29 protein-coding genes are annotated in these 15,396 nt (G+C 35.6%); 23 read left to right on the top strand and 6 right to left on the bottom strand.

Annotation, left to right across the window (positions count from 1 at the left end; genetic code table 11):
* The 4 genes from H0173_RS09720 to H0173_RS09705 form a co-directional block, all read right to left on the bottom strand.
* Positions 1-381 carry a hypothetical protein gene (locus H0173_RS09720; protein ID WP_221846149.1) on the bottom strand — a complete coding sequence of 127 codons (381 nt, stop codon included), beginning with the start codon at positions 379-381 and terminating at the stop codon, positions 1-3.
* Complete coding sequence (locus H0173_RS09715) at positions 381-743, bottom strand: hypothetical protein (protein ID WP_221846148.1); 363 nt, start codon at positions 741-743, stop codon at positions 381-383. The genes H0173_RS09720 and H0173_RS09715 overlap by 1 nt, the downstream gene beginning before the upstream one ends.
* Positions 736-1,365, bottom strand: a complete 630-nt coding sequence (locus H0173_RS09710; RefSeq protein ID WP_221846147.1) for an ImmA/IrrE family metallo-endopeptidase — start codon at positions 1,363-1,365, stop codon at positions 736-738. Before H0173_RS09710 ends, H0173_RS09715 begins: the two co-directional genes overlap by 8 nt.
* Positions 1,366-1,439: 74 nt before the next feature.
* Complete coding sequence (locus H0173_RS09705; RefSeq protein WP_221846146.1) at positions 1,440-1,784, bottom strand: helix-turn-helix domain-containing protein; 345 nt, start codon at positions 1,782-1,784, stop codon at positions 1,440-1,442.
* 156 nt (positions 1,785-1,940) lie between these two features.
* On the opposite strand from H0173_RS09705, the gene H0173_RS09700 reads away from it, so the two are divergent.
* The 14 genes from H0173_RS09700 to H0173_RS09635 all read left to right on the top strand — a co-directional run bounded on the left by H0173_RS09700 (position 1,941) and on the right by H0173_RS09635 (position 11,108).
* Positions 1,941-2,174, top strand: a complete 234-nt coding sequence (locus tag H0173_RS09700) for a helix-turn-helix transcriptional regulator (RefSeq protein ID WP_221846145.1) — start codon at positions 1,941-1,943, stop codon at positions 2,172-2,174.
* A 31-nt stretch (positions 2,175-2,205) separates the two neighbouring features.
* Entirely contained in the window at positions 2,206-2,517 is a 312-nt protein-coding gene (locus H0173_RS09695) for a hypothetical protein (protein ID WP_221846144.1), read from the top strand.
* Positions 2,517-3,305: a phage antirepressor gene (locus H0173_RS09690; protein ID WP_221846143.1), complete on the top strand. Its 789-nt coding sequence runs from the start codon at positions 2,517-2,519 to the stop codon at positions 3,303-3,305. Before H0173_RS09695 ends, H0173_RS09690 begins: the two co-directional genes overlap by 1 nt.
* 144 nt (positions 3,306-3,449) lie before the next feature.
* On the top strand, positions 3,450-3,716 hold the full coding sequence (locus tag H0173_RS09685) for a helix-turn-helix domain-containing protein (RefSeq protein ID WP_221846142.1): 267 nt from the start codon (positions 3,450-3,452) through the stop codon (positions 3,714-3,716).
* 14 nt (positions 3,717-3,730) lie between these two features.
* A complete protein-coding gene (locus H0173_RS09680; protein WP_221846141.1) occupies positions 3,731-3,931 on the top strand; it encodes a hypothetical protein in 201 nt (66 codons plus the stop codon).
* Positions 3,932-4,252: 321 nt separating this feature from the next.
* The gene (locus H0173_RS09675; RefSeq protein ID WP_221846140.1) at positions 4,253-4,432 is read left to right on the top strand and encodes a hypothetical protein; all 180 of its coding nucleotides are present in this window, start codon (positions 4,253-4,255) and stop codon (positions 4,430-4,432) included.
* Positions 4,433-4,511: 79 nt separating this feature from the next.
* A complete protein-coding gene (locus tag H0173_RS09670) occupies positions 4,512-6,497 on the top strand; it encodes an AAA family ATPase (RefSeq protein WP_260631116.1) in 1,986 nt (661 codons plus the stop codon).
* Position 6,498: 1 nt separating this feature from the next.
* The gene (locus H0173_RS09665) at positions 6,499-7,425 is read left to right on the top strand and encodes a recombinase RecT (RefSeq protein ID WP_221846138.1); all 927 of its coding nucleotides are present in this window, start codon (positions 6,499-6,501) and stop codon (positions 7,423-7,425) included.
* Positions 7,425-8,126 carry an MBL fold metallo-hydrolase gene (locus tag H0173_RS09660; RefSeq protein ID WP_221846137.1) on the top strand — a complete coding sequence of 234 codons (702 nt, stop codon included), beginning with the start codon at positions 7,425-7,427 and terminating at the stop codon, positions 8,124-8,126. The genes H0173_RS09665 and H0173_RS09660 overlap by 1 nt, the downstream gene beginning before the upstream one ends.
* Positions 8,127-8,151: 25 nt before the next feature.
* Complete coding sequence (locus tag H0173_RS22535; protein ID WP_221846136.1) at positions 8,152-9,063, top strand: DnaD domain-containing protein; 912 nt, start codon at positions 8,152-8,154, stop codon at positions 9,061-9,063.
* A 345-nt stretch (positions 9,064-9,408) separates the two neighbouring features.
* Complete coding sequence (locus H0173_RS09650) at positions 9,409-9,831, top strand: RusA family crossover junction endodeoxyribonuclease (RefSeq protein WP_221846135.1); 423 nt, start codon at positions 9,409-9,411, stop codon at positions 9,829-9,831.
* A 1-nt stretch (position 9,832) separates the two neighbouring features.
* Entirely contained in the window at positions 9,833-10,204 is a 372-nt protein-coding gene (locus H0173_RS09645; RefSeq protein ID WP_260631115.1) for a replication terminator protein, read from the top strand.
* Positions 10,205-10,230: 26 nt separating this feature from the next.
* A complete protein-coding gene (locus tag H0173_RS09640) occupies positions 10,231-10,944 on the top strand; it encodes a hypothetical protein (RefSeq protein WP_221846134.1) in 714 nt (237 codons plus the stop codon).
* Positions 10,944-11,108 carry a hypothetical protein gene (locus tag H0173_RS09635; RefSeq protein ID WP_221846133.1) on the top strand — a complete coding sequence of 55 codons (165 nt, stop codon included), beginning with the start codon at positions 10,944-10,946 and terminating at the stop codon, positions 11,106-11,108. The genes H0173_RS09640 and H0173_RS09635 overlap by 1 nt, the downstream gene beginning before the upstream one ends.
* A 170-nt stretch (positions 11,109-11,278) precedes the next feature.
* On the opposite strand, the gene H0173_RS09630 is transcribed toward H0173_RS09635, so the two are convergent.
* Positions 11,279-11,671, bottom strand: a complete 393-nt coding sequence (locus tag H0173_RS09630; RefSeq protein WP_221846132.1) for a hypothetical protein — start codon at positions 11,669-11,671, stop codon at positions 11,279-11,281.
* 131 nt (positions 11,672-11,802) lie between these two features.
* On the opposite strand from H0173_RS09630, the gene H0173_RS09625 reads away from it, so the two are divergent.
* From H0173_RS09625 to H0173_RS09600, 6 genes are read left to right on the top strand one after another with little or no spacing between them, the layout of a single operon-like run.
* Positions 11,803-12,075 carry a hypothetical protein gene (locus H0173_RS09625; RefSeq protein WP_221846131.1) on the top strand — a complete coding sequence of 91 codons (273 nt, stop codon included), beginning with the start codon at positions 11,803-11,805 and terminating at the stop codon, positions 12,073-12,075.
* 46 nt (positions 12,076-12,121) lie between these two features.
* Positions 12,122-12,520 (top strand): hypothetical protein, encoded by a 399-nt coding sequence (locus tag H0173_RS09620; RefSeq protein WP_221846130.1) that lies wholly within the window; start codon positions 12,122-12,124, stop codon positions 12,518-12,520.
* Between the two features lie 34 nt (positions 12,521-12,554).
* Entirely contained in the window at positions 12,555-12,815 is a 261-nt protein-coding gene (locus H0173_RS09615) for a hypothetical protein (protein WP_221846129.1), read from the top strand.
* A gap of 4 nt (positions 12,816-12,819) precedes the next feature.
* Positions 12,820-13,107: a hypothetical protein gene (locus H0173_RS09610; RefSeq protein WP_221846128.1), complete on the top strand. Its 288-nt coding sequence runs from the start codon at positions 12,820-12,822 to the stop codon at positions 13,105-13,107.
* 26 nt (positions 13,108-13,133) lie between these two features.
* The gene (locus H0173_RS09605) at positions 13,134-13,385 is read left to right on the top strand and encodes an IDEAL domain-containing protein (RefSeq protein ID WP_221846127.1); all 252 of its coding nucleotides are present in this window, start codon (positions 13,134-13,136) and stop codon (positions 13,383-13,385) included.
* 28 nt (positions 13,386-13,413) lie between these two features.
* The gene (locus H0173_RS09600) at positions 13,414-13,614 is read left to right on the top strand and encodes a hypothetical protein (RefSeq protein ID WP_221846126.1); all 201 of its coding nucleotides are present in this window, start codon (positions 13,414-13,416) and stop codon (positions 13,612-13,614) included.
* A 29-nt stretch (positions 13,615-13,643) separates the two neighbouring features.
* Here H0173_RS09600 and H0173_RS22245 read toward each other — a convergent pair whose 3' ends face one another.
* Complete coding sequence (locus H0173_RS22245; protein ID WP_313770625.1) at positions 13,644-13,811, bottom strand: DUF8096 family protein; 168 nt, start codon at positions 13,809-13,811, stop codon at positions 13,644-13,646.
* A gap of 72 nt (positions 13,812-13,883) precedes the next feature.
* On the opposite strand from H0173_RS22245, the gene H0173_RS09595 reads away from it, so the two are divergent.
* From H0173_RS09595 to H0173_RS09585, 3 genes are all read left to right on the top strand, one after another.
* Positions 13,884-14,084: an XtrA/YqaO family protein gene (locus H0173_RS09595; RefSeq protein WP_221846125.1), complete on the top strand. Its 201-nt coding sequence runs from the start codon at positions 13,884-13,886 to the stop codon at positions 14,082-14,084.
* Positions 14,081-14,809, top strand: a complete 729-nt coding sequence (locus H0173_RS09590; protein ID WP_221846124.1) for a hypothetical protein — start codon at positions 14,081-14,083, stop codon at positions 14,807-14,809. Before H0173_RS09595 ends, H0173_RS09590 begins: the two co-directional genes overlap by 4 nt.
* Positions 14,810-14,984: 175 nt before the next feature.
* Positions 14,985-15,359, top strand: coding sequence for a helix-turn-helix transcriptional regulator (locus tag H0173_RS09585; protein WP_396021203.1), 375 nt, complete (start codon positions 14,985-14,987; stop codon positions 15,357-15,359).
* The last annotated feature ends 37 nt before the right edge of the window (positions 15,360-15,396 follow it).

Here is a 15,396-nt window from a genome sequence, read left to right as displayed (position 1 = left end):
TTAGTTAAAAATTAAAGTATTTAATTTAAGTTCCTTAGGTAGTATGTTAATGAATTCATCCAACTCTGGGTGGGGTAGCACCAATTGGCGGATTAAACATGGGTCTACTCCAATACTTTCAATTCGTTTTCGAATAGTACTTAAGTGAATTCCAATTTTACCTGGAAGGTCATTATTAAAAACTAAATCTGATAGATAAATCGGCATGCTGATGATTGATTCATCGAACTCATCTCTTCCTGTATATTCAAAGGGCTTTAAGGCATCGTAGTAATGGATATGCTTGTCCCAGTTCAGTTCGAACGGGGAAAAGGTAAGAACATACCAGTATGGAACTAGCTGTTTTTCTACATATTCATAATAAAGTCGTTGTTGTGGCATTAGAAATTACCATTCTTATTAAATAGTGAAAGACTTTCTTCAATATCAGACATTAAAATAATTAGTTGCCGTACATTATTTGGATCGCCATCATTCTCAATGATTCTTTTTTTAATGTTTTTTAGTGTGACTCCTAAGATTGAAGCCTGTGTATTTGAACGAACAATATCAGTAGATCCGATAGAAACCCCCATCTGGTATTCATCAAAATCAAATATACTAAACCTTTCAAAAGGAGCTTTTACTTCAAAATAAAAAGTTTCTTTCTCCCAATTTATCTCTCCATCCTCAACGTTTATTACAAACCAGTATGGATACTGTTGTCCGTCAATTTCTTCATAGTATACAGCCTGTCTAGACATTGATTAGCGCCCCTTGTTTTTTCTTATGTTTCAGCTGATTATCTAACTGTTGCAAGAGTTTCTTTGTATCTACCGACCAATCTTGTACAACCCTTGTGTACTTGCTTTGCTCTTTTTCAATGATTGCAATATCGATTTTTTTTCTTAATACTCTTTGTTTTATTTGTTCCATCCTCTTTGCAGCCAATGAGAAAGGTACATTAAATATTTCTTCTATTGCTTTAATTGCATAAAACTCATTGTTTGGTAGTTCAATAGATTCCAACATAAATGTAGGCATTGCAGCATACAGCTGAAATTGATTAGCTTGTGTTTCTTGTAAATCCATAAACAATTTACATTTCATCTTTTCTTGAACACCAATATGTCTTAAAGGGTGACATAATTCATGAAAAAAAACTGCCCGTTGCTCTTTTTCAGGTAATAATGGGTCTAAAAAGATCAATGCATATTCTTCATCCCACAGAGCTCGTGAAGGTGCTTTTGCTATGTATTTGATATCAAAATTAAAAGTATCGCTTATATTTTTTATAGTTAAATCAGAGGGAGAAAGTAATTTTTTTTCTTTATATATTTTTTCGACAAGTAGTTCTAGTTCTGTTTTTTTATACAAAGTAAGCAAATTAATCACTCCAAAGATTATATTTTAGGAATGTATGTTCGATTTTAGGTAAAAAATAAATAAGGCTCTGGCCTTTATTTATTTTTCTTCTTTTTCATATCTCTAAATAATTCTAGCTGCATGTCCAGGTATTCTTTTTCTTCTTCTGTTAATTTTTCATAGTTATAAAATGCAGAATTGATATTTTCATTTTTCGAATGTGGTTTTGGATCATTGGTTCTCCCTAAAAGAAAATCGATAGTTGTATCAAATAAATCCGCTATTCTTAGTAGAGTTTCCTCTCTAGGAGTCCTATTTTTTTCTTCTGATTCATAACCGGCAATGGTTGGACGCGATAACCCTAACTTTTCAGCAACATCTTCTTGAGTCCATCCCATTCTTTCTCTAAGATGTTTAAACCTTTGAGCAAATGTTTCCATAAATATCACCACCGGAACAATATACATCAATTGTACAGAAAAATGTTCCTAAAAGAAACGTAGAATTTCGGAACAAATGTATTGACATAGTTCCATATGGGAACTATAATAAAATCAAATACAGTTCCTGAACGGAACTAAAAGGAGGGCTAATAATTGAGTCATCAAAGAAAAGACCTTATTAATAGAAGAAATGAACTTAAATTAACACATGACTCTGTTGCTTCTAAAGCAGAGATTTCTAGAGCATACTATACAAATATTGAAGCAGGAAGGAAAGATCCTTCCATGAAAGTAATGAAACGCATTGCAGATGCTCTTGAAACAACAGTGGATGCTATTTTTTTTACTTACCAAGTTCCGAAAGGGAACAAAAGTAAAACAGCCTAAAGCTCCACACTAAATAGTAGGGGGTGAATATATGTTCACAATGCAATTTGATGAACAACTCATTGAACAGCTCGCAAACAAAATAGCTGATCGGGCTACTGATATCCTTGCTGAAAGAATTGGTTCATTAAATAACCTACCTCTAATAATGACAAGGGAAGAGGCAATGAATGTTCTTAGGTGTGGACCAACTAAAATGGCAGAGCTAATGGCTAGACCTGACTTCCCAGTAAATCGTGAGTTTGGAGTTAAAATCCCAACTCATATGCTTATGAAATGGATTGAAAAGAACACAAACTGGATGGAACTAAACACCAATTATTTTAGCAAGGAGGCTATTTAATGAACGAACTTCAACGCATATTTGATTTTAATGGTCATGAACTTCGAATGGTAATTCAAAATGATGAACCATGGTTTGTAGCAAGAGATGTAACTGACATTTTGGAACTAGATCGAACAGCAATAAGGCGTTTGGAAGAAGATGAAAAGGATGTGTGTTCAATGCACACCCTTGGTGGAACACAGTCTCTTTCAATTATTAATGAATCTGGCCTTTACGAATTGATTTTTGCTAGTCGAAAACTAGAAGCAAAAATGTTTAAAAAATGGGTGAAGCAAGAAGTGCTTCCATCTATCAGAAAACACGGTATGTATGGAACACCACAGACTATTGAAAACATCCTAAATGACCCTGACTTCGGAATTAAGTTACTTACCACCATCAAGGAAGAAAGAGTGTTACGTGAACAAGCTGAGCAACAAAGAGATAAGGCGATTACACAACAACAAGCTGACCTTCCATATACAAACTTCGGTAAAGTCGTCTCTAATTCGAGTGGAGCAATTAGTATAGGTGCCTTTGCAAAGATGATGTACGACAAACACGGTATTAAGATTGGTCGCAACAAAATGTTCGAATGGCTCCGTGAAAATGGTTACTTAATCAAAAAAGGCCGAGAGTATAACAACCCTAAACAGATTTACATAGAACAAGGTCTATTTGATGTAAAACCAACAATTGTTACCAGAACAGAGGGGGATGTAGAAAAATTAACGACTCTGATTACTGGTAAGGGACAAGTAAAACTAGCAGAAATTCTATTAAAAAATGTAAAGGTAGCTATTTAAAAAGGGTATGCACCGAAAGAAGCCGCCAAGCAAAAAATCGGTGCTAGTTCCTTCTACTTATTAATTTTAAATCTATTTATTCCTATATTCTGTTCAGCGCTAGAACATGTTCTGATTTAGAACATTTGAAAGGGGGTGGAGATCATGCAGCTAGGTCAAATTTTTAAAAAATCTCGAAAATTATCAGGATTAAGTCAAGAAGCTTTGGCAGAAATAATGTACATGCCTAGAAGTACAATTTCAAAAGTTGAAAATGACAAGATGGAATTAAAAATTTCAGATGCGATTAGGTGGTTCCAGGCAACCCAAGCACCTGAAATGTTAGCAGCAGTTTTATGCGGAGTGGATATTACAACAGTTATAGATATGCTGTCAAAGCTAATCGGAGGGTTTATAAGCTATGTAGCTTAATTGGAGGGAATCAGATGTTTGGGCTAACACCAGATCAGTATTTTTTATTCTTATCAATTCACGCTAAGCATCTAAAGTCTATAGGATTTGAAATGCAAAAGAAATATTGCCTATCAAAAATTAAGGATATCTTCTGGGATGAGGATGAAGATTGTTTAAAAGTTTATTATGACGACACTTGGTGGCATTACGACAAAGGTGGGCGTTGGTACTAAAAGGAAGGTGAAAATGAATGAGAATTAAAGCTGGAGCATGGCTAACACTGCCTAGTAGTTCAAAGCTTGAGCTACTAACAATGTTCTCCAATCCAACCAAAAAAGAAAAAGCAGCTAGCTAAGCTGGCACTTAACTAACTGCTCAGAATCAAACCTACAATACAACGTAACTATATTTTACCATACGTATATCTGAAATGAAAGAACATTAGTTTGCATTTTCGAAACCGGGGTTTTCCTCGGTCCATCAGGACTGACCACCTGATGCTGATGAGATAGGTCGTGATCTTTGAAAAATAAATAGGAAGGAGGTCAATAAATATGTTTGAAACAAAAAGTGGGGTAATCTACGAGCCGACTACAAGTGTAAGCCAATCAGTCTTTGATTGGCTCAAGAATCATCAATCAACGCTTGAAGGATCCAGAGCATATGAAGATATGAAAGAAATCTATGAAACTCTGGAATACGATTTTGGGCAAAAAGAAAAACTCGTTGGCTAGAACGAGTTTCGTTTAAAAAACATTTTATTATCGTCATTTTAACTTGTTTATCAAATTAAATCAATGGAGGTATTGATTGATGAAAGAACTTAAATTGCTAAATCTGAACCTTCGAAATTTTAAAGGGGTTCAGCAATTCACTTTAGATGCTTCTGGTCAAAATGTAAAGGTATTTGGTGATAACGCTACTGGAAAAACTACAATATTTGATGCGTTTGTTTGGTTATTGTTCGATAAAGATTCGCAAAACAAAAAGGACTTTTCATTGAAAACATTAGATGTATCCGGAAAAGAAAAACACATGTTGGAGCATGAAGTAGAAGGGATATTTTCTCTTGATGGGAAAAAAATCGCTCTTCGAAAGGTTTACATGGAGAAATGGACACGTAAACGCGGATCAGCGACTGATGAATTTTCTGGTCATACTACTGATTATTTCATCGATGGAGTTCCATCAAAGTTGAAGGATTACAAATCATTAGTAGATTCAATTGTTCAAGAAGATATATTCAAACTTCTTACATCACCTTCATTTTTTAATGAGCAGATTAAGAAGGATGAAAGAAGAAAAACACTTATGGAAATTTGCGGTGACTTATCTGATGAAGAAGTAATTGCAAGTGATAATAGCTTGTCCTCAATACCTAGTATATTAGCTGGTCGAACAATTGAGAACCACAGAAAAGTGATTGCTGCCAGAAGATCAGAAATAAATAAGGAACTTGATAAGATTCCAGTTCGCATTGATGAGATCAGAAGAGGTTTACCTGAACTGGATGGACTAAATAAAGATTCCCTCAGAGCAGAAATCAGCAAATTAAATGCAGAAATAGACGAAATGATGAGCCAAATTAGTAGCATCCGTAACGGTAAAGCAATTTCTGATAAGGAAAAGGCTATTCAAGAAATTGAAATAGAACTCATGAAAATTAAACGTGATCACGATTCGGATTCTAAAGAACAACTTTACCAATTGAAAGCACGAGTCCAGGAAGAACAATCAAATATGTCAATCCTCACTGCAAAGTTAGAAAGCAACAAAAATAGCCAGAGTTTCAATAATGAACAAATTAAAAAAGTCGAAAATAATCTTGTTCTATTACGTCAAAAATGGCAAGAAGTTAACACACAAGAATTTAATCATAATGACCAATGCGAGTGCCCAGCATGTGGACAAGCATTGCCAGAGGAACACGTGAGTGCAGCCAGAGAAAAAGCCATATCTCAATTTAATTTAAGGAGAGCAAAAAAGCTAGAGGAAATCAATGTTAATGGTAAGAAGATGGCCGAAGAGAAACAAGTAATTGTTGAGCAAGGTGAAAAACTCACAGCTGAATTTGAAAAGCTGAATGGCCAAATTGTTGATAAACAAGAGCTCCTTGAAAAGCTAAATGTACAGTTAAAACAGCAAGAAAACCTTGTAACGGATATTTTGGATAATCCTGCTTATGTTTCTAAACTTCAAGAAAAGCAAGGAATAGAAGCTGAAATTAAGCAACTTCGAGAAATGTCCGAAGTTGCTATCCAGGATATTCAACTTGAAATCATTCAGCTGAAACAATCTCGTGATCAGCTACAAGGTGAAGTTGGAAAATTCGTTCTTGCAGAGCAATCCGAAAATCGAATTAGGGATCTAGAAATGCAAGAGAAAGAACTGGCTGCTGAATTTGAAAAGCTAGAGCATGAGCTTTACCTCACAGAAGAGTTCATTCGAACGAAAGTGAACCTATTAACAGAAAAAATTAATAGCAAGTTTAAATACGCTAGATTCAAGCTATTTGAACAGCAAATTAACGGTGGGTTAACAGAAGTTTGTGAAACGCTTTATGAGGGTGTTCCTTATTCCAGTGGATTAAATAACGCTGCAAAAATCAATGTCGGCTTAGATATTATCAACACTCTTTCAGAGCATTATGGCTTCTTTGCACCAATCTTCATTGACAATAGCGAAGCAGTTACGAAACTAATCGAAACTAAAGCTCAAACAATTAGCCTGGTAGTGTCTGAAAAGGATAAGCAACTGAGAGTCGAATACCCAGAACAATTGATGAAGGAGGCTATCTAATATGAGTATTCAAAACCAAGTTGCAATCATTCAAAAAGATATTACTGATGATGTAAATAAGAGTTTAACAAGGTTGCAGGATGACGGGTTAGTCCTACCTCCTAGTTACAATGCTAGCAATGCTTTAAAAAGTGCCTTTTTTAAATTGCAAGAAGTTAAGGATAAATCAGGTAAACCGGCATTAGAAGTGTGTACACGGGAATCAATTGCGAACGCTTTACTGGATATGGTTACACAAGGTTTAAGTCCAGCAAAGACACAATGTTACTTTATTGTTTATGGAAATCAGTTGCAATTAAATCGCTCATACTTTGGTACTCAAGCAGTTCTTAAGCGATTGACTAATGTTAAGGATATATGGGCGAATGTCATTTTCGAAGGCGATGTATTTGACTACGAAATTGATGGTGGACGCGAAAAGCTGCTGAAACATGAAACGAATTTTTTAAACCGTGATAAAGAGATCCTTGGAGCTTATGCCATAGTTAAAACGGTGGATGACCAAGAATTACTAACTGTAATGACTCGGAAAGAAATTGAAGCATCTTGGGGGCAGAGTAAAACATCTCAAACAGTCCATAAGAAATTCCCTCAGGAAATGGCAAAACGTACTGTAATTAATCGTGCTGCAAAAGCTTTTATTAATACATCTGATGATAGCGATTTGTTAGTAGATGCGATCAATAGATCTACAGAAAATGAGTATGAGAACGAGCGTAAGGAAGTAAACCCAGAGTATGAAACGCAAAAGGAAATTGAGCAAAAGGCTAATCAAGAGATAATCGATGTCAAAAGAAATGAACCTCTGAAAAAGCAACCTGAAATTATTGATATTCCCCAAGATAAGCAAGTAAATCAACAAATGCGAAATGAAAGAACTCAACAAGGAGAGCTATTTGAAACCGAACAAAATGGGCCAGGCTGGTAATGATTGAGATAAAAGCACTCGCATCTAGTTCAAAGGGGAACTGCTACCGTGTTACAGACGGTCATACGCCCCTTCTTCTAGAGTGCGGCATTAACTATCGTGAAATCCAAAAGGGCTTCAATTTTCGAATGTCAGAGGTTGCTGGCTGTCTTGTTACTCATGAACATGGAGATCACTGCAAGAGCATTAAGGATGTATTAAAAGCTGGCATTGATTGTTATATGTCGGCTGGAACTGCAGAGGAAATTGGTGTAGATCATCACCGTATTAAAAAAGTTGAGGCAAAGAAACAATTCGCCCTTGGTACTTGGACAATATTGCCTTTTGATGTGCAGCATGATGTTTCTGAACCTTTAGGGTTTCTGCTTGCTAACCAAGCCGGTGAAAAGCTTTTATTCGCAACTGATACCTATTACATCAAATATCGCTTTCAAGGGCTCACACACATCATGGTGGAGTGTAACTATTCAATGGCTGTTTTAAACGAAAATATAGCCACTGGGCGTGTTCCTGAAGTTATGAAAAAACGTCTCATGAAGTCTCATTTTAGCTTAGAAAATGTGAAGAAATTTTTCCTATCAAATGATCTTAGTAAAGTGCAGGAAATATGGTTGTTGCACCTTAGTGATACTAATAGCGATGAAAAATTATTTAAAGAAGAGATTCAAAAGGTAACTGGAAAAATGGTTTACGTGCCGTGATTTTCGGTAGGAAGGAGGTACAAGCGTGCAAGGATGGTTTAAATTACATCGAGAGTTGTTTGAAACGGATTTATGGCATGACGTTTCCACTTTTAGGCTCTTCCTTTATCTAATTTCACAAGCAAGCCATAAGGATGGAGTTAAGACAAAAGGCATTGAATTAAACCGCGGACAGTACATCCGATCCTATCGAAAATTAGCTGATGACCTGTCTTATAAAGAAGGAAGAGGATATAAAAAATACTCATTAAGCACAATTAAGAGTTGCGTTAACAAACTGATTGAGTCCGAAAGGGTGAACGTTCAAGAAACGGAAGTAGGAACACTGTTCACCATCCTTAATTATGCTAAATATCAAGATTTAGATGGTGAGGGTCAAGAAACTCCGAACACCAAAAGTGAGGAAGTCCGAACTAATGCCGAACTAACTCCGAACGAAGTCCGAACTAACTCCGAACAAGAACAAGAATTAAAGAATTTAAGAATTAAAGAATTAAAAGATACTACTACCACCGCAGCAGAAAATCCCATTCAGTTGTTTGAAAAATTACTTTGTCGTTTGTCTACCAATCAGTCGCACTCTTTATTTCAATGGGTGGATGATTTTGAAGGGAAAACGGAAATAGTGAATGAGGCTATTACAATTGCGGATAACAAAAATAAGCGTTATTTCGGCTTTGTTGAGTTCCTCTTAAAAGAATGGGCAAATAACAATCTTACTACCCTTGATAGAGTAAAAGCTTATGAACAGGAAAAGTTTAATAGCCAAAAAGTCAAACCTTACCCAAGGAAAGGTGTTATTCGCACAGAAAAACTACCTGATTGGTTTGATGAAGATTATGCCCAGCAAGAAAAACCAAAGCAAACAGTGGATGATATAAGCCGCAAGAAGGCAGAACTTGTAGAAACTCTTAAAAAATTGAAAGCAGGGAGTTGAAATGATGACCATATCCAATGTCAAACCTGTTACACGTTGTCCAAAATGTTTAACTGCCGGAGTTGTCCGACGAAAGGAAAAAACGCTTGTTGCTATGGAATGCCCCGATTGTATAAATACCTGGAAAACCTATTCAAAACTTTGCAAGGACTGCGGTGAGCCGAATGGCTATGTGGTAGAGGGTCCATGTATGGGCTGCTATGCAAAGAAATATAAGTCTTCTTGATAGATTAGAGGTTTTGGAATGGATTTGAAGATTGCTAATTTAGGCCAAATGCTATACATATCCAGATTTAGACAACAGGTTGGCTGCTCAAGAGGAATTGTTAAGGAGGATAGGTATGTATGATTCATTTTACGGTATACGGTGAGCCAGTCGCGCAAGGTAGACCACGAGCATCAACAATAAATGGTCGAGTCAGAATGTATGATCCGGCTAAATCAAAGGATTTTAAGAAATATGTGAAGTTGGTTGCTTCTCAACACCGTCCAGTACAACTTATTACAGGGCCGGTAGTTATGAAGGTGAAAATATTCAAGCCCTCTTTAAAAAGCTTTAGTAAAAAGAAAACTGCAGCTGCCGAGAGGGGGGAGTTAAGACCATTAACAAAACCAGACGTTGATAACTACGTTAAAGGTATAAAAGATGCTCTTAAATCGGTCGTTTGGAAGGATGACAGCCAGGTCGTGGATTTACATATTAGCAAGTGGTACAGCGAGACTCCACGAATCGAAGTAACTATTACTGAACTTGTAGGAGGTTATTAAATTGCCGAAAATAATTGATTTTAACACATTCGCTGATGGAGCTTTAGCTGAAAGAGCAAATGTGGAATTACAGAAAATCTTTGAAAATATTGCGGATCCTAACACTGATGCAACCAAAAAAAGAAAACTAACATTAACAATTACGCTCTCAGCAGATGATAAGAGAGATGTCATACTTTCAACAGTTGTTGCAAAAAGCGTTCTTGCTCCAGCTAAACAAATCGAAGCTAAATTCATTATGGATATGGATAGCAGAGGGAAAATCACTGGTGCTGAGCTTAAGTCAGGTATTAAAGGTCAGACCTATATTGACATGGAAACTGGTGAAATACAGGATGATCGCGGTACTAAAATTGTTAATTTTAAAAACTAATAATCTATTAACTGGAGGAATGGAAAATGATTAAAGAAGCAATTAAATACATTGTTGGATTAGGAAATACTAGAGTTGAGGAAATTGGTGGCCAAGATTATTCCACTCAACCAATGCACTTAATAAAGGAGCCGACACCTGCACCTTTACAAGTTAGAAGTCTTTCAGGATTGGTTGAGTATTTACAGTCAGAATTTGATGAAGATGAATTTGATCAAAGAATGGTCCATGTTTTGAGTCCAACAGAAGTTGTAGTCTTTAGCTCTTTTAACGGCAATTACAACCGAAATGAGTACATCCAGGCAAAAGCAATGCTTCCAGTATTTTCGTTTGATCGTTTCTATGATTCAGAGGATTTTAATATCAAGTTACAGTCAGCTTTTGTAAAAAATGAAGATCGAGACATTATGTTAAAGGTTGTAGGCAACATAAAAGAGGAAGCTGTTCAAACAGTGGGTGATGACGGAGTAAGCCAATCGGTCATAGCAAAAACAGGTGTAGCAACAGTAGGTAATGTCCTGGTTCCTAATCCAGTTATTGTAGCCCCATTTAGAACATTTGTAGAAGTTGAGCAACCAGAATCCGAGTTTATATTCAGAATGAGAAAAGGCCCTGAATGCGCACTGTTCGAAGCTGATGGTGGGGCATGGAAACTCAATGCAATGAAAAATATTAAAGATTATTTACAGGCTGCATTAAAACCGGAAATTGAAAAGGGTCAAGTAGTTGTTATCGCATAATGATTACAGTAATTATTGCTGATGATCGTCCGAAATGGATGCAGGAAGAAGATAAGAGAATGGCGTGTATCACACGCTGTTCTCTCTTTAAAAGATGTTCTTCTCGATTTGGTACGGATTGTAAGAGATTGGGTGGAACGGATATACCTAAGGTAAAGAAATAGATTTTGTATTATGTTTCGTATTGAAACCATCAGATAAAACCGTTGTAAAAATTTCGAGTAATGAACAGGTATCAAAAGAGACGGTTTTTATTAACTAAAAAAGAATTAATTTATTTAATAAAAAAACCCTCTTGTTGAGAGGGTTGGTGAAACAAGTTGTTTAAGTTGAATTAATTTTTTTGAATATAAAGCTCGTAAACTTTACAAAGTGTTTCAAGTTCAGTTTCATATCTTAAACCGTTATACCAAATAGGATGTTTCTCTTTTAATGCCTTAAATGCTTGTAGATAATTTCCATTAACCATTTGAAAGTTTAAATTAAGTTCATTCTTAGCTTGTAAAAAAATATGGTATTCAAATATTTCAGCAATGCTCTCATCAGGTTCTTCGCTATTATCAAACCATTTAACCCAATTAATTGGTTCATAGTCCTTTTTTGATAAACCTTGAAATAATGAGTCCCAACGTTCTCGAGTAATATCAACAATTTTCTCTTTTAATAAATGTAACTGTGAATCTACAAAAATACCTTGATTTTCATTTGATTCTAATAAGTTGGTCATTTATATCTCTCCCTAGATCTTATTCAGTAAATATATTTCTATAAGTTATCAATAAAATCCTTTTTATTGGGTGATGGTACACCTATTACTAGAAACAAAAGAGTAAAAACGTTAATTAAGGAGGGGTTCACATGGCGCGCTTAAAGTTTGAAATGTTTCTAAGCGACTATTGCACTAAACATCGCGGTATTTCTTCAAGGTTTACAGATGGAAAAGGTCGTTCAACTGTTAGTTGGTGGAGCAGTCCACCAGATAGCATTGACCATGTAGACATAACTTACCTGCAAGGGCGATATGGGAATGTTAGAACAAAAAGACATGAAGAATTTTTAAAACAGCGTTTCAAAGAGGAAATGAAACGATTTGAGGAATATCAAGAAAATAGATTTAAATCAGTTGGATAACAAAATAAGCAAGTGTTAATTAAAAATCAAAAATGGAGGGTTAAGAATGAATAGAAAAGAAATTGCTGCTGTTTTAAATAGCTTTGAAGTGATCGAGTCAAGTGGAGGAGAAGAAGCATACGCACTTGTGGCTAACACCGAGGAAAATCGAAAGGAACTAAATGAGGTAGGTGTTCCCAGTGATGTAATTAACGGATATGGCGATGAAGATACTTTTTGTATTCTTTCCTTAGGATTCAGTGAAGGGTATATTGACCTTTACGATGGAGAGAAGGTCATAGCTTTTGATGAAAGTATCGAATTTGAAATGGACGGAAATAAGAGTGTAACCTTGTACAAAAACGAAGGTGAATATTTCCTTTGTGTTTCCAATGATGGAGGTTCAGTTGACATCATGAACATTTCGGATGAACAGCGTGAAACTATCAAAAAGATACTTTGCTAAACAAAATGATAGATCAGTTGATTAGGGGGTAAACATGAGCGAGAAGTTATTTATCTTAAATCTTGCTAAGAATCAATGCCAAAATAAGGTTGAACTGTGTGAAAAGAAAGTAAGTAAATTGTCAGACAGACTTTTTCATATGGATGATAGCAACAGTACAGTTAGGCGAAGAGCAATGGAACGAACTAATTTATCTATCGCATGTGAGGAACGTGGCCGTTGGGAAAACAGAATCGAAATTATTAACAACTGGATTGATGAAATAAAGATAGAAGCGTTGAAGGTAGGGAGTTGAAGAAATGGTTAAAGTACCAAATGAATTGAAAGTAAAGATTAATATTTCGGAATTGGTTGGCACCGTTGAGGATTTGAAAGATATAAAAGCTAAAAAGAATGGTGAGATCACTGTAAATGAATTATTAAGGGTGTTATTGAATGAACTTAATAACAATGAAATTCAAGAGTTAGCAGTAGTTAGAAAATACAAAAATGGCTCTGTGTCTACTGGATGGACTACTACAGATGCTGTTGAAGGATTAGGGCTTGCTGAGTTTCTCAAGATACACATTCAGGACGGGATTTGTTAATAAACAAAAGGTAGGAGGAGTTAATTTTGAATAACGAAGAAGCACGAAGATTTTTAAGTTTTCAAAGAGAAAAAATAAACGCAGACATACAAAGGTTATTTCAGGCAGCAGTCGAGGCACAGCTTGCCAAAGCATCACCTGGTGCTCAAGATACAGAAAATGAAGCAACTTTATTACAACCAGATGATTACAATACAATGATCGATTTAGCGCTTGCGACTAATGATAAAGAGTGGTTCCTAGAATTGACAGGTAAAATGCAAAGTGTAGCTGTTTAAGTAAACAAAAGATAGAAGGTGATTATTAGTGGACAAGCCTAATGGGAAATTAACAAATATAGAACTGCAAATGATGATCGACGATATGAAAAGAACTCTCCCTTTTATGATTGAGTTTTGGAAAAATGATGCCAAGAGCATGTATGCCAGACGTAAATCATTAATTGAAGTAGGATTTACTGAAAAAGAAGCGTTGGAAATAATCAAAGCTAGAGGAAGTCAAATATAGAGTCAATTAATAAAAAAGGATGAGAAAAGCTATATACTCTTCTTCATCCCACAGTTGCTGCACTCTCTTATTAACTTTCCGCCACTAATAGAACTGTGGAAATGCGCTTTGTCACAGTTATCACAACGCCCACTATTTTTATCAGGATATTCATTAAAGTCATAAATAATATTTGTATCAATCTGATTATCTATGATATATTCCCGCCTTTCATAAAAAAGCCAGGACTTCTCCCGGCAACCCAATATAATTATACATGGAGGGATCCAATGCGGCTACAAAAGATAGAGATAAATCCTAGTACCAATCTACTAGAAATTGATATAATTAACAGAAAAGGAAGCTTTGCTATTGTGGTGTGTGATGGAAAAGCTAGATTCACTGAGCTGCCTGAACATGGAGAAACTAAGATTGTTACTCATCAAGGCAAAGTGAAAAGGGTAAAGTTTGATGAGGGGGAAGAGTTTTGAATAAGAATAATGAGGTACAGTTAAATGAGATAAAAGAGCAAATGCAAAACTGGATACTTGAACAACAGCTGAGTAATACCGAGAATACTCTCTCTGATACAATTGCATTTTTTTCAACAACATTTGCGGTAGTCGGGATAGCCGTTGCTATTCTCTTGGTGTTTGCAGCGTGGTGGATGAATAAACTTTTTGATTCCAAATTAGAAAAAGTACGAGAATATTCCGAGGCGACGATCAAAGACAAAAATGAAGTAGAGAGTATTAAGAGTGAGATTTCTAATAAACTTGATAATATTAAGCATTTAGAAGAGTCCCTTCAAAAGGCAATTGAAAAGTTGACACATCAAAAAGAAATTAGTGATTTTTTGGAACAAGAAAACAACTATCTTAAAGAACAGATTGAACTCACTCTTACATTAACAAGGTTTCAAAATATCATATTAAAAACTGAGAATTTATTAAGTAAAGTAAATGATGATGTTGTTGAAAAATCCCAATGGGCTAGTGCCTTTGAAGATCCATTAGATCAGTTTATGTGGGAGGAGAGCAGCTATTCAGATGCAAAAAATATATATGACCATTTTATTAATGCTGAATATAAGCTTAATGAGTATTTAGGTGATGTACAAGCAGGGGAGCAAGGAGATAGGCTTGAAGAATTGAAAGATGAGTTAAAAAACGCTCAGGATTTTTATGAAATATTAACATTAATATTAATAGAATAATAGTTCTACCAGCCATCTGGAGGGCACCTAATGACGCACAAAGCGTTACTTGGTGTCCTTTTTTATTTTATATAAGGAGAGATAAAGATTGAAAGAAGCCGCCAGCAAACAAATAGAATCTATACTCAAGGATTACCATTGGATGATGAACTCTATTAAGATTTTGAGGGACTCAATGAAAGATGCAGGGGAAGGGTTGACTGCTCAATACGGTGAAGAAGCAGCAATGCCAAAAGCGCAAGGTACAACAAGTGATCCAGTCTTTAGAGAAGCTATTCGTCGCAGTAAACGTTTTGGGGTTATTAATAAATACGAAAAAAAGATATCAATCATTCAGGATCGTATGCACCGCATTAAGGATGATCGAGAATTAGAAGTATTACATTGGCTGCTAGAGGGAAAAAGTTATCGTTGGATTGCCATTCATATGGGGTTATCTCATTCGCATATCGGGAGGATTAGAGATTGTATTGTTAAACAGCTTTCTGATACAAATGTTACAAATGTTCCAAAAGGTGATTCATGTACAAAGGTAAAATCTGCAAGTTAAAATGGGAGGCAGGACGGCGCGGAAAATTCCCTTCTTG

The organism is Bacillus sp. S/N-304-OC-R1, assembly GCF_019749375.1.
GTDB lineage: Bacteria > Bacillota > Bacilli > Bacillales > Cytobacillaceae > Cytobacillus.
This window is presented reverse-complemented; position numbering and strand designations above follow the sequence as displayed.

What these genes read in the sequence shown, in the direction of transcription:
- H0173_RS09685 (WP_221846142.1), top strand. Translation starts at nt 3,450, where the DNA reads ATGCAGCTAGGTCAAATTTTTAAAAAATCTCGAAAATTATCAGGATTA.
- H0173_RS09630 (WP_221846132.1), bottom strand. Translation starts at nt 11,671, where the DNA reads ATGACCAACTTATTAGAATCAAATGAAAATCAAGGTATTTTTGTAGAT.
- H0173_RS09615 (WP_221846129.1), top strand. Translation starts at nt 12,555, where the DNA reads ATGAGCGAGAAGTTATTTATCTTAAATCTTGCTAAGAATCAATGCCAA.
- H0173_RS09610 (WP_221846128.1), top strand. Translation starts at nt 12,820, where the DNA reads ATGGTTAAAGTACCAAATGAATTGAAAGTAAAGATTAATATTTCGGAA.
- H0173_RS09720 (WP_221846149.1), bottom strand. Translation starts at nt 381, where the DNA reads ATGCCACAACAACGACTTTATTATGAATATGTAGAAAAACAGCTAGTT.
- H0173_RS09715 (WP_221846148.1), bottom strand. Translation starts at nt 743, where the DNA reads ATGTCTAGACAGGCTGTATACTATGAAGAAATTGACGGACAACAGTAT.
- H0173_RS09635 (WP_221846133.1), top strand. Translation starts at nt 10,944, where the DNA reads ATGATTACAGTAATTATTGCTGATGATCGTCCGAAATGGATGCAGGAA.
- H0173_RS09660 (WP_221846137.1), top strand. Translation starts at nt 7,425, where the DNA reads ATGATTGAGATAAAAGCACTCGCATCTAGTTCAAAGGGGAACTGCTAC.
- H0173_RS09625 (WP_221846131.1), top strand. Translation starts at nt 11,803, where the DNA reads ATGGCGCGCTTAAAGTTTGAAATGTTTCTAAGCGACTATTGCACTAAA.
- H0173_RS09675 (WP_221846140.1), top strand. Translation starts at nt 4,253, where the DNA reads ATGTTTGAAACAAAAAGTGGGGTAATCTACGAGCCGACTACAAGTGTA.
- H0173_RS09665 (WP_221846138.1), top strand. Translation starts at nt 6,499, where the DNA reads ATGAGTATTCAAAACCAAGTTGCAATCATTCAAAAAGATATTACTGAT.
- H0173_RS09640 (WP_221846134.1), top strand. Translation starts at nt 10,231, where the DNA reads ATGATTAAAGAAGCAATTAAATACATTGTTGGATTAGGAAATACTAGA.
- H0173_RS09705 (WP_221846146.1), bottom strand. Translation starts at nt 1,784, where the DNA reads ATGGAAACATTTGCTCAAAGGTTTAAACATCTTAGAGAAAGAATGGGA.
- H0173_RS09650 (WP_221846135.1), top strand. Translation starts at nt 9,409, where the DNA reads ATGATTCATTTTACGGTATACGGTGAGCCAGTCGCGCAAGGTAGACCA.
- H0173_RS09620 (WP_221846130.1), top strand. Translation starts at nt 12,122, where the DNA reads ATGAATAGAAAAGAAATTGCTGCTGTTTTAAATAGCTTTGAAGTGATC.
- H0173_RS09595 (WP_221846125.1), top strand. Translation starts at nt 13,884, where the DNA reads ATGCGGCTACAAAAGATAGAGATAAATCCTAGTACCAATCTACTAGAA.
- H0173_RS09695 (WP_221846144.1), top strand. Translation starts at nt 2,206, where the DNA reads ATGTTCACAATGCAATTTGATGAACAACTCATTGAACAGCTCGCAAAC.
- H0173_RS09690 (WP_221846143.1), top strand. Translation starts at nt 2,517, where the DNA reads ATGAACGAACTTCAACGCATATTTGATTTTAATGGTCATGAACTTCGA.
- H0173_RS09680 (WP_221846141.1), top strand. Translation starts at nt 3,731, where the DNA reads ATGTTTGGGCTAACACCAGATCAGTATTTTTTATTCTTATCAATTCAC.
- H0173_RS09670 (WP_260631116.1), top strand. Translation starts at nt 4,512, where the DNA reads ATGAAAGAACTTAAATTGCTAAATCTGAACCTTCGAAATTTTAAAGGG.
- H0173_RS09585 (WP_396021203.1), top strand. Translation starts at nt 14,985, where the DNA reads ATGAAAGATGCAGGGGAAGGGTTGACTGCTCAATACGGTGAAGAAGCA.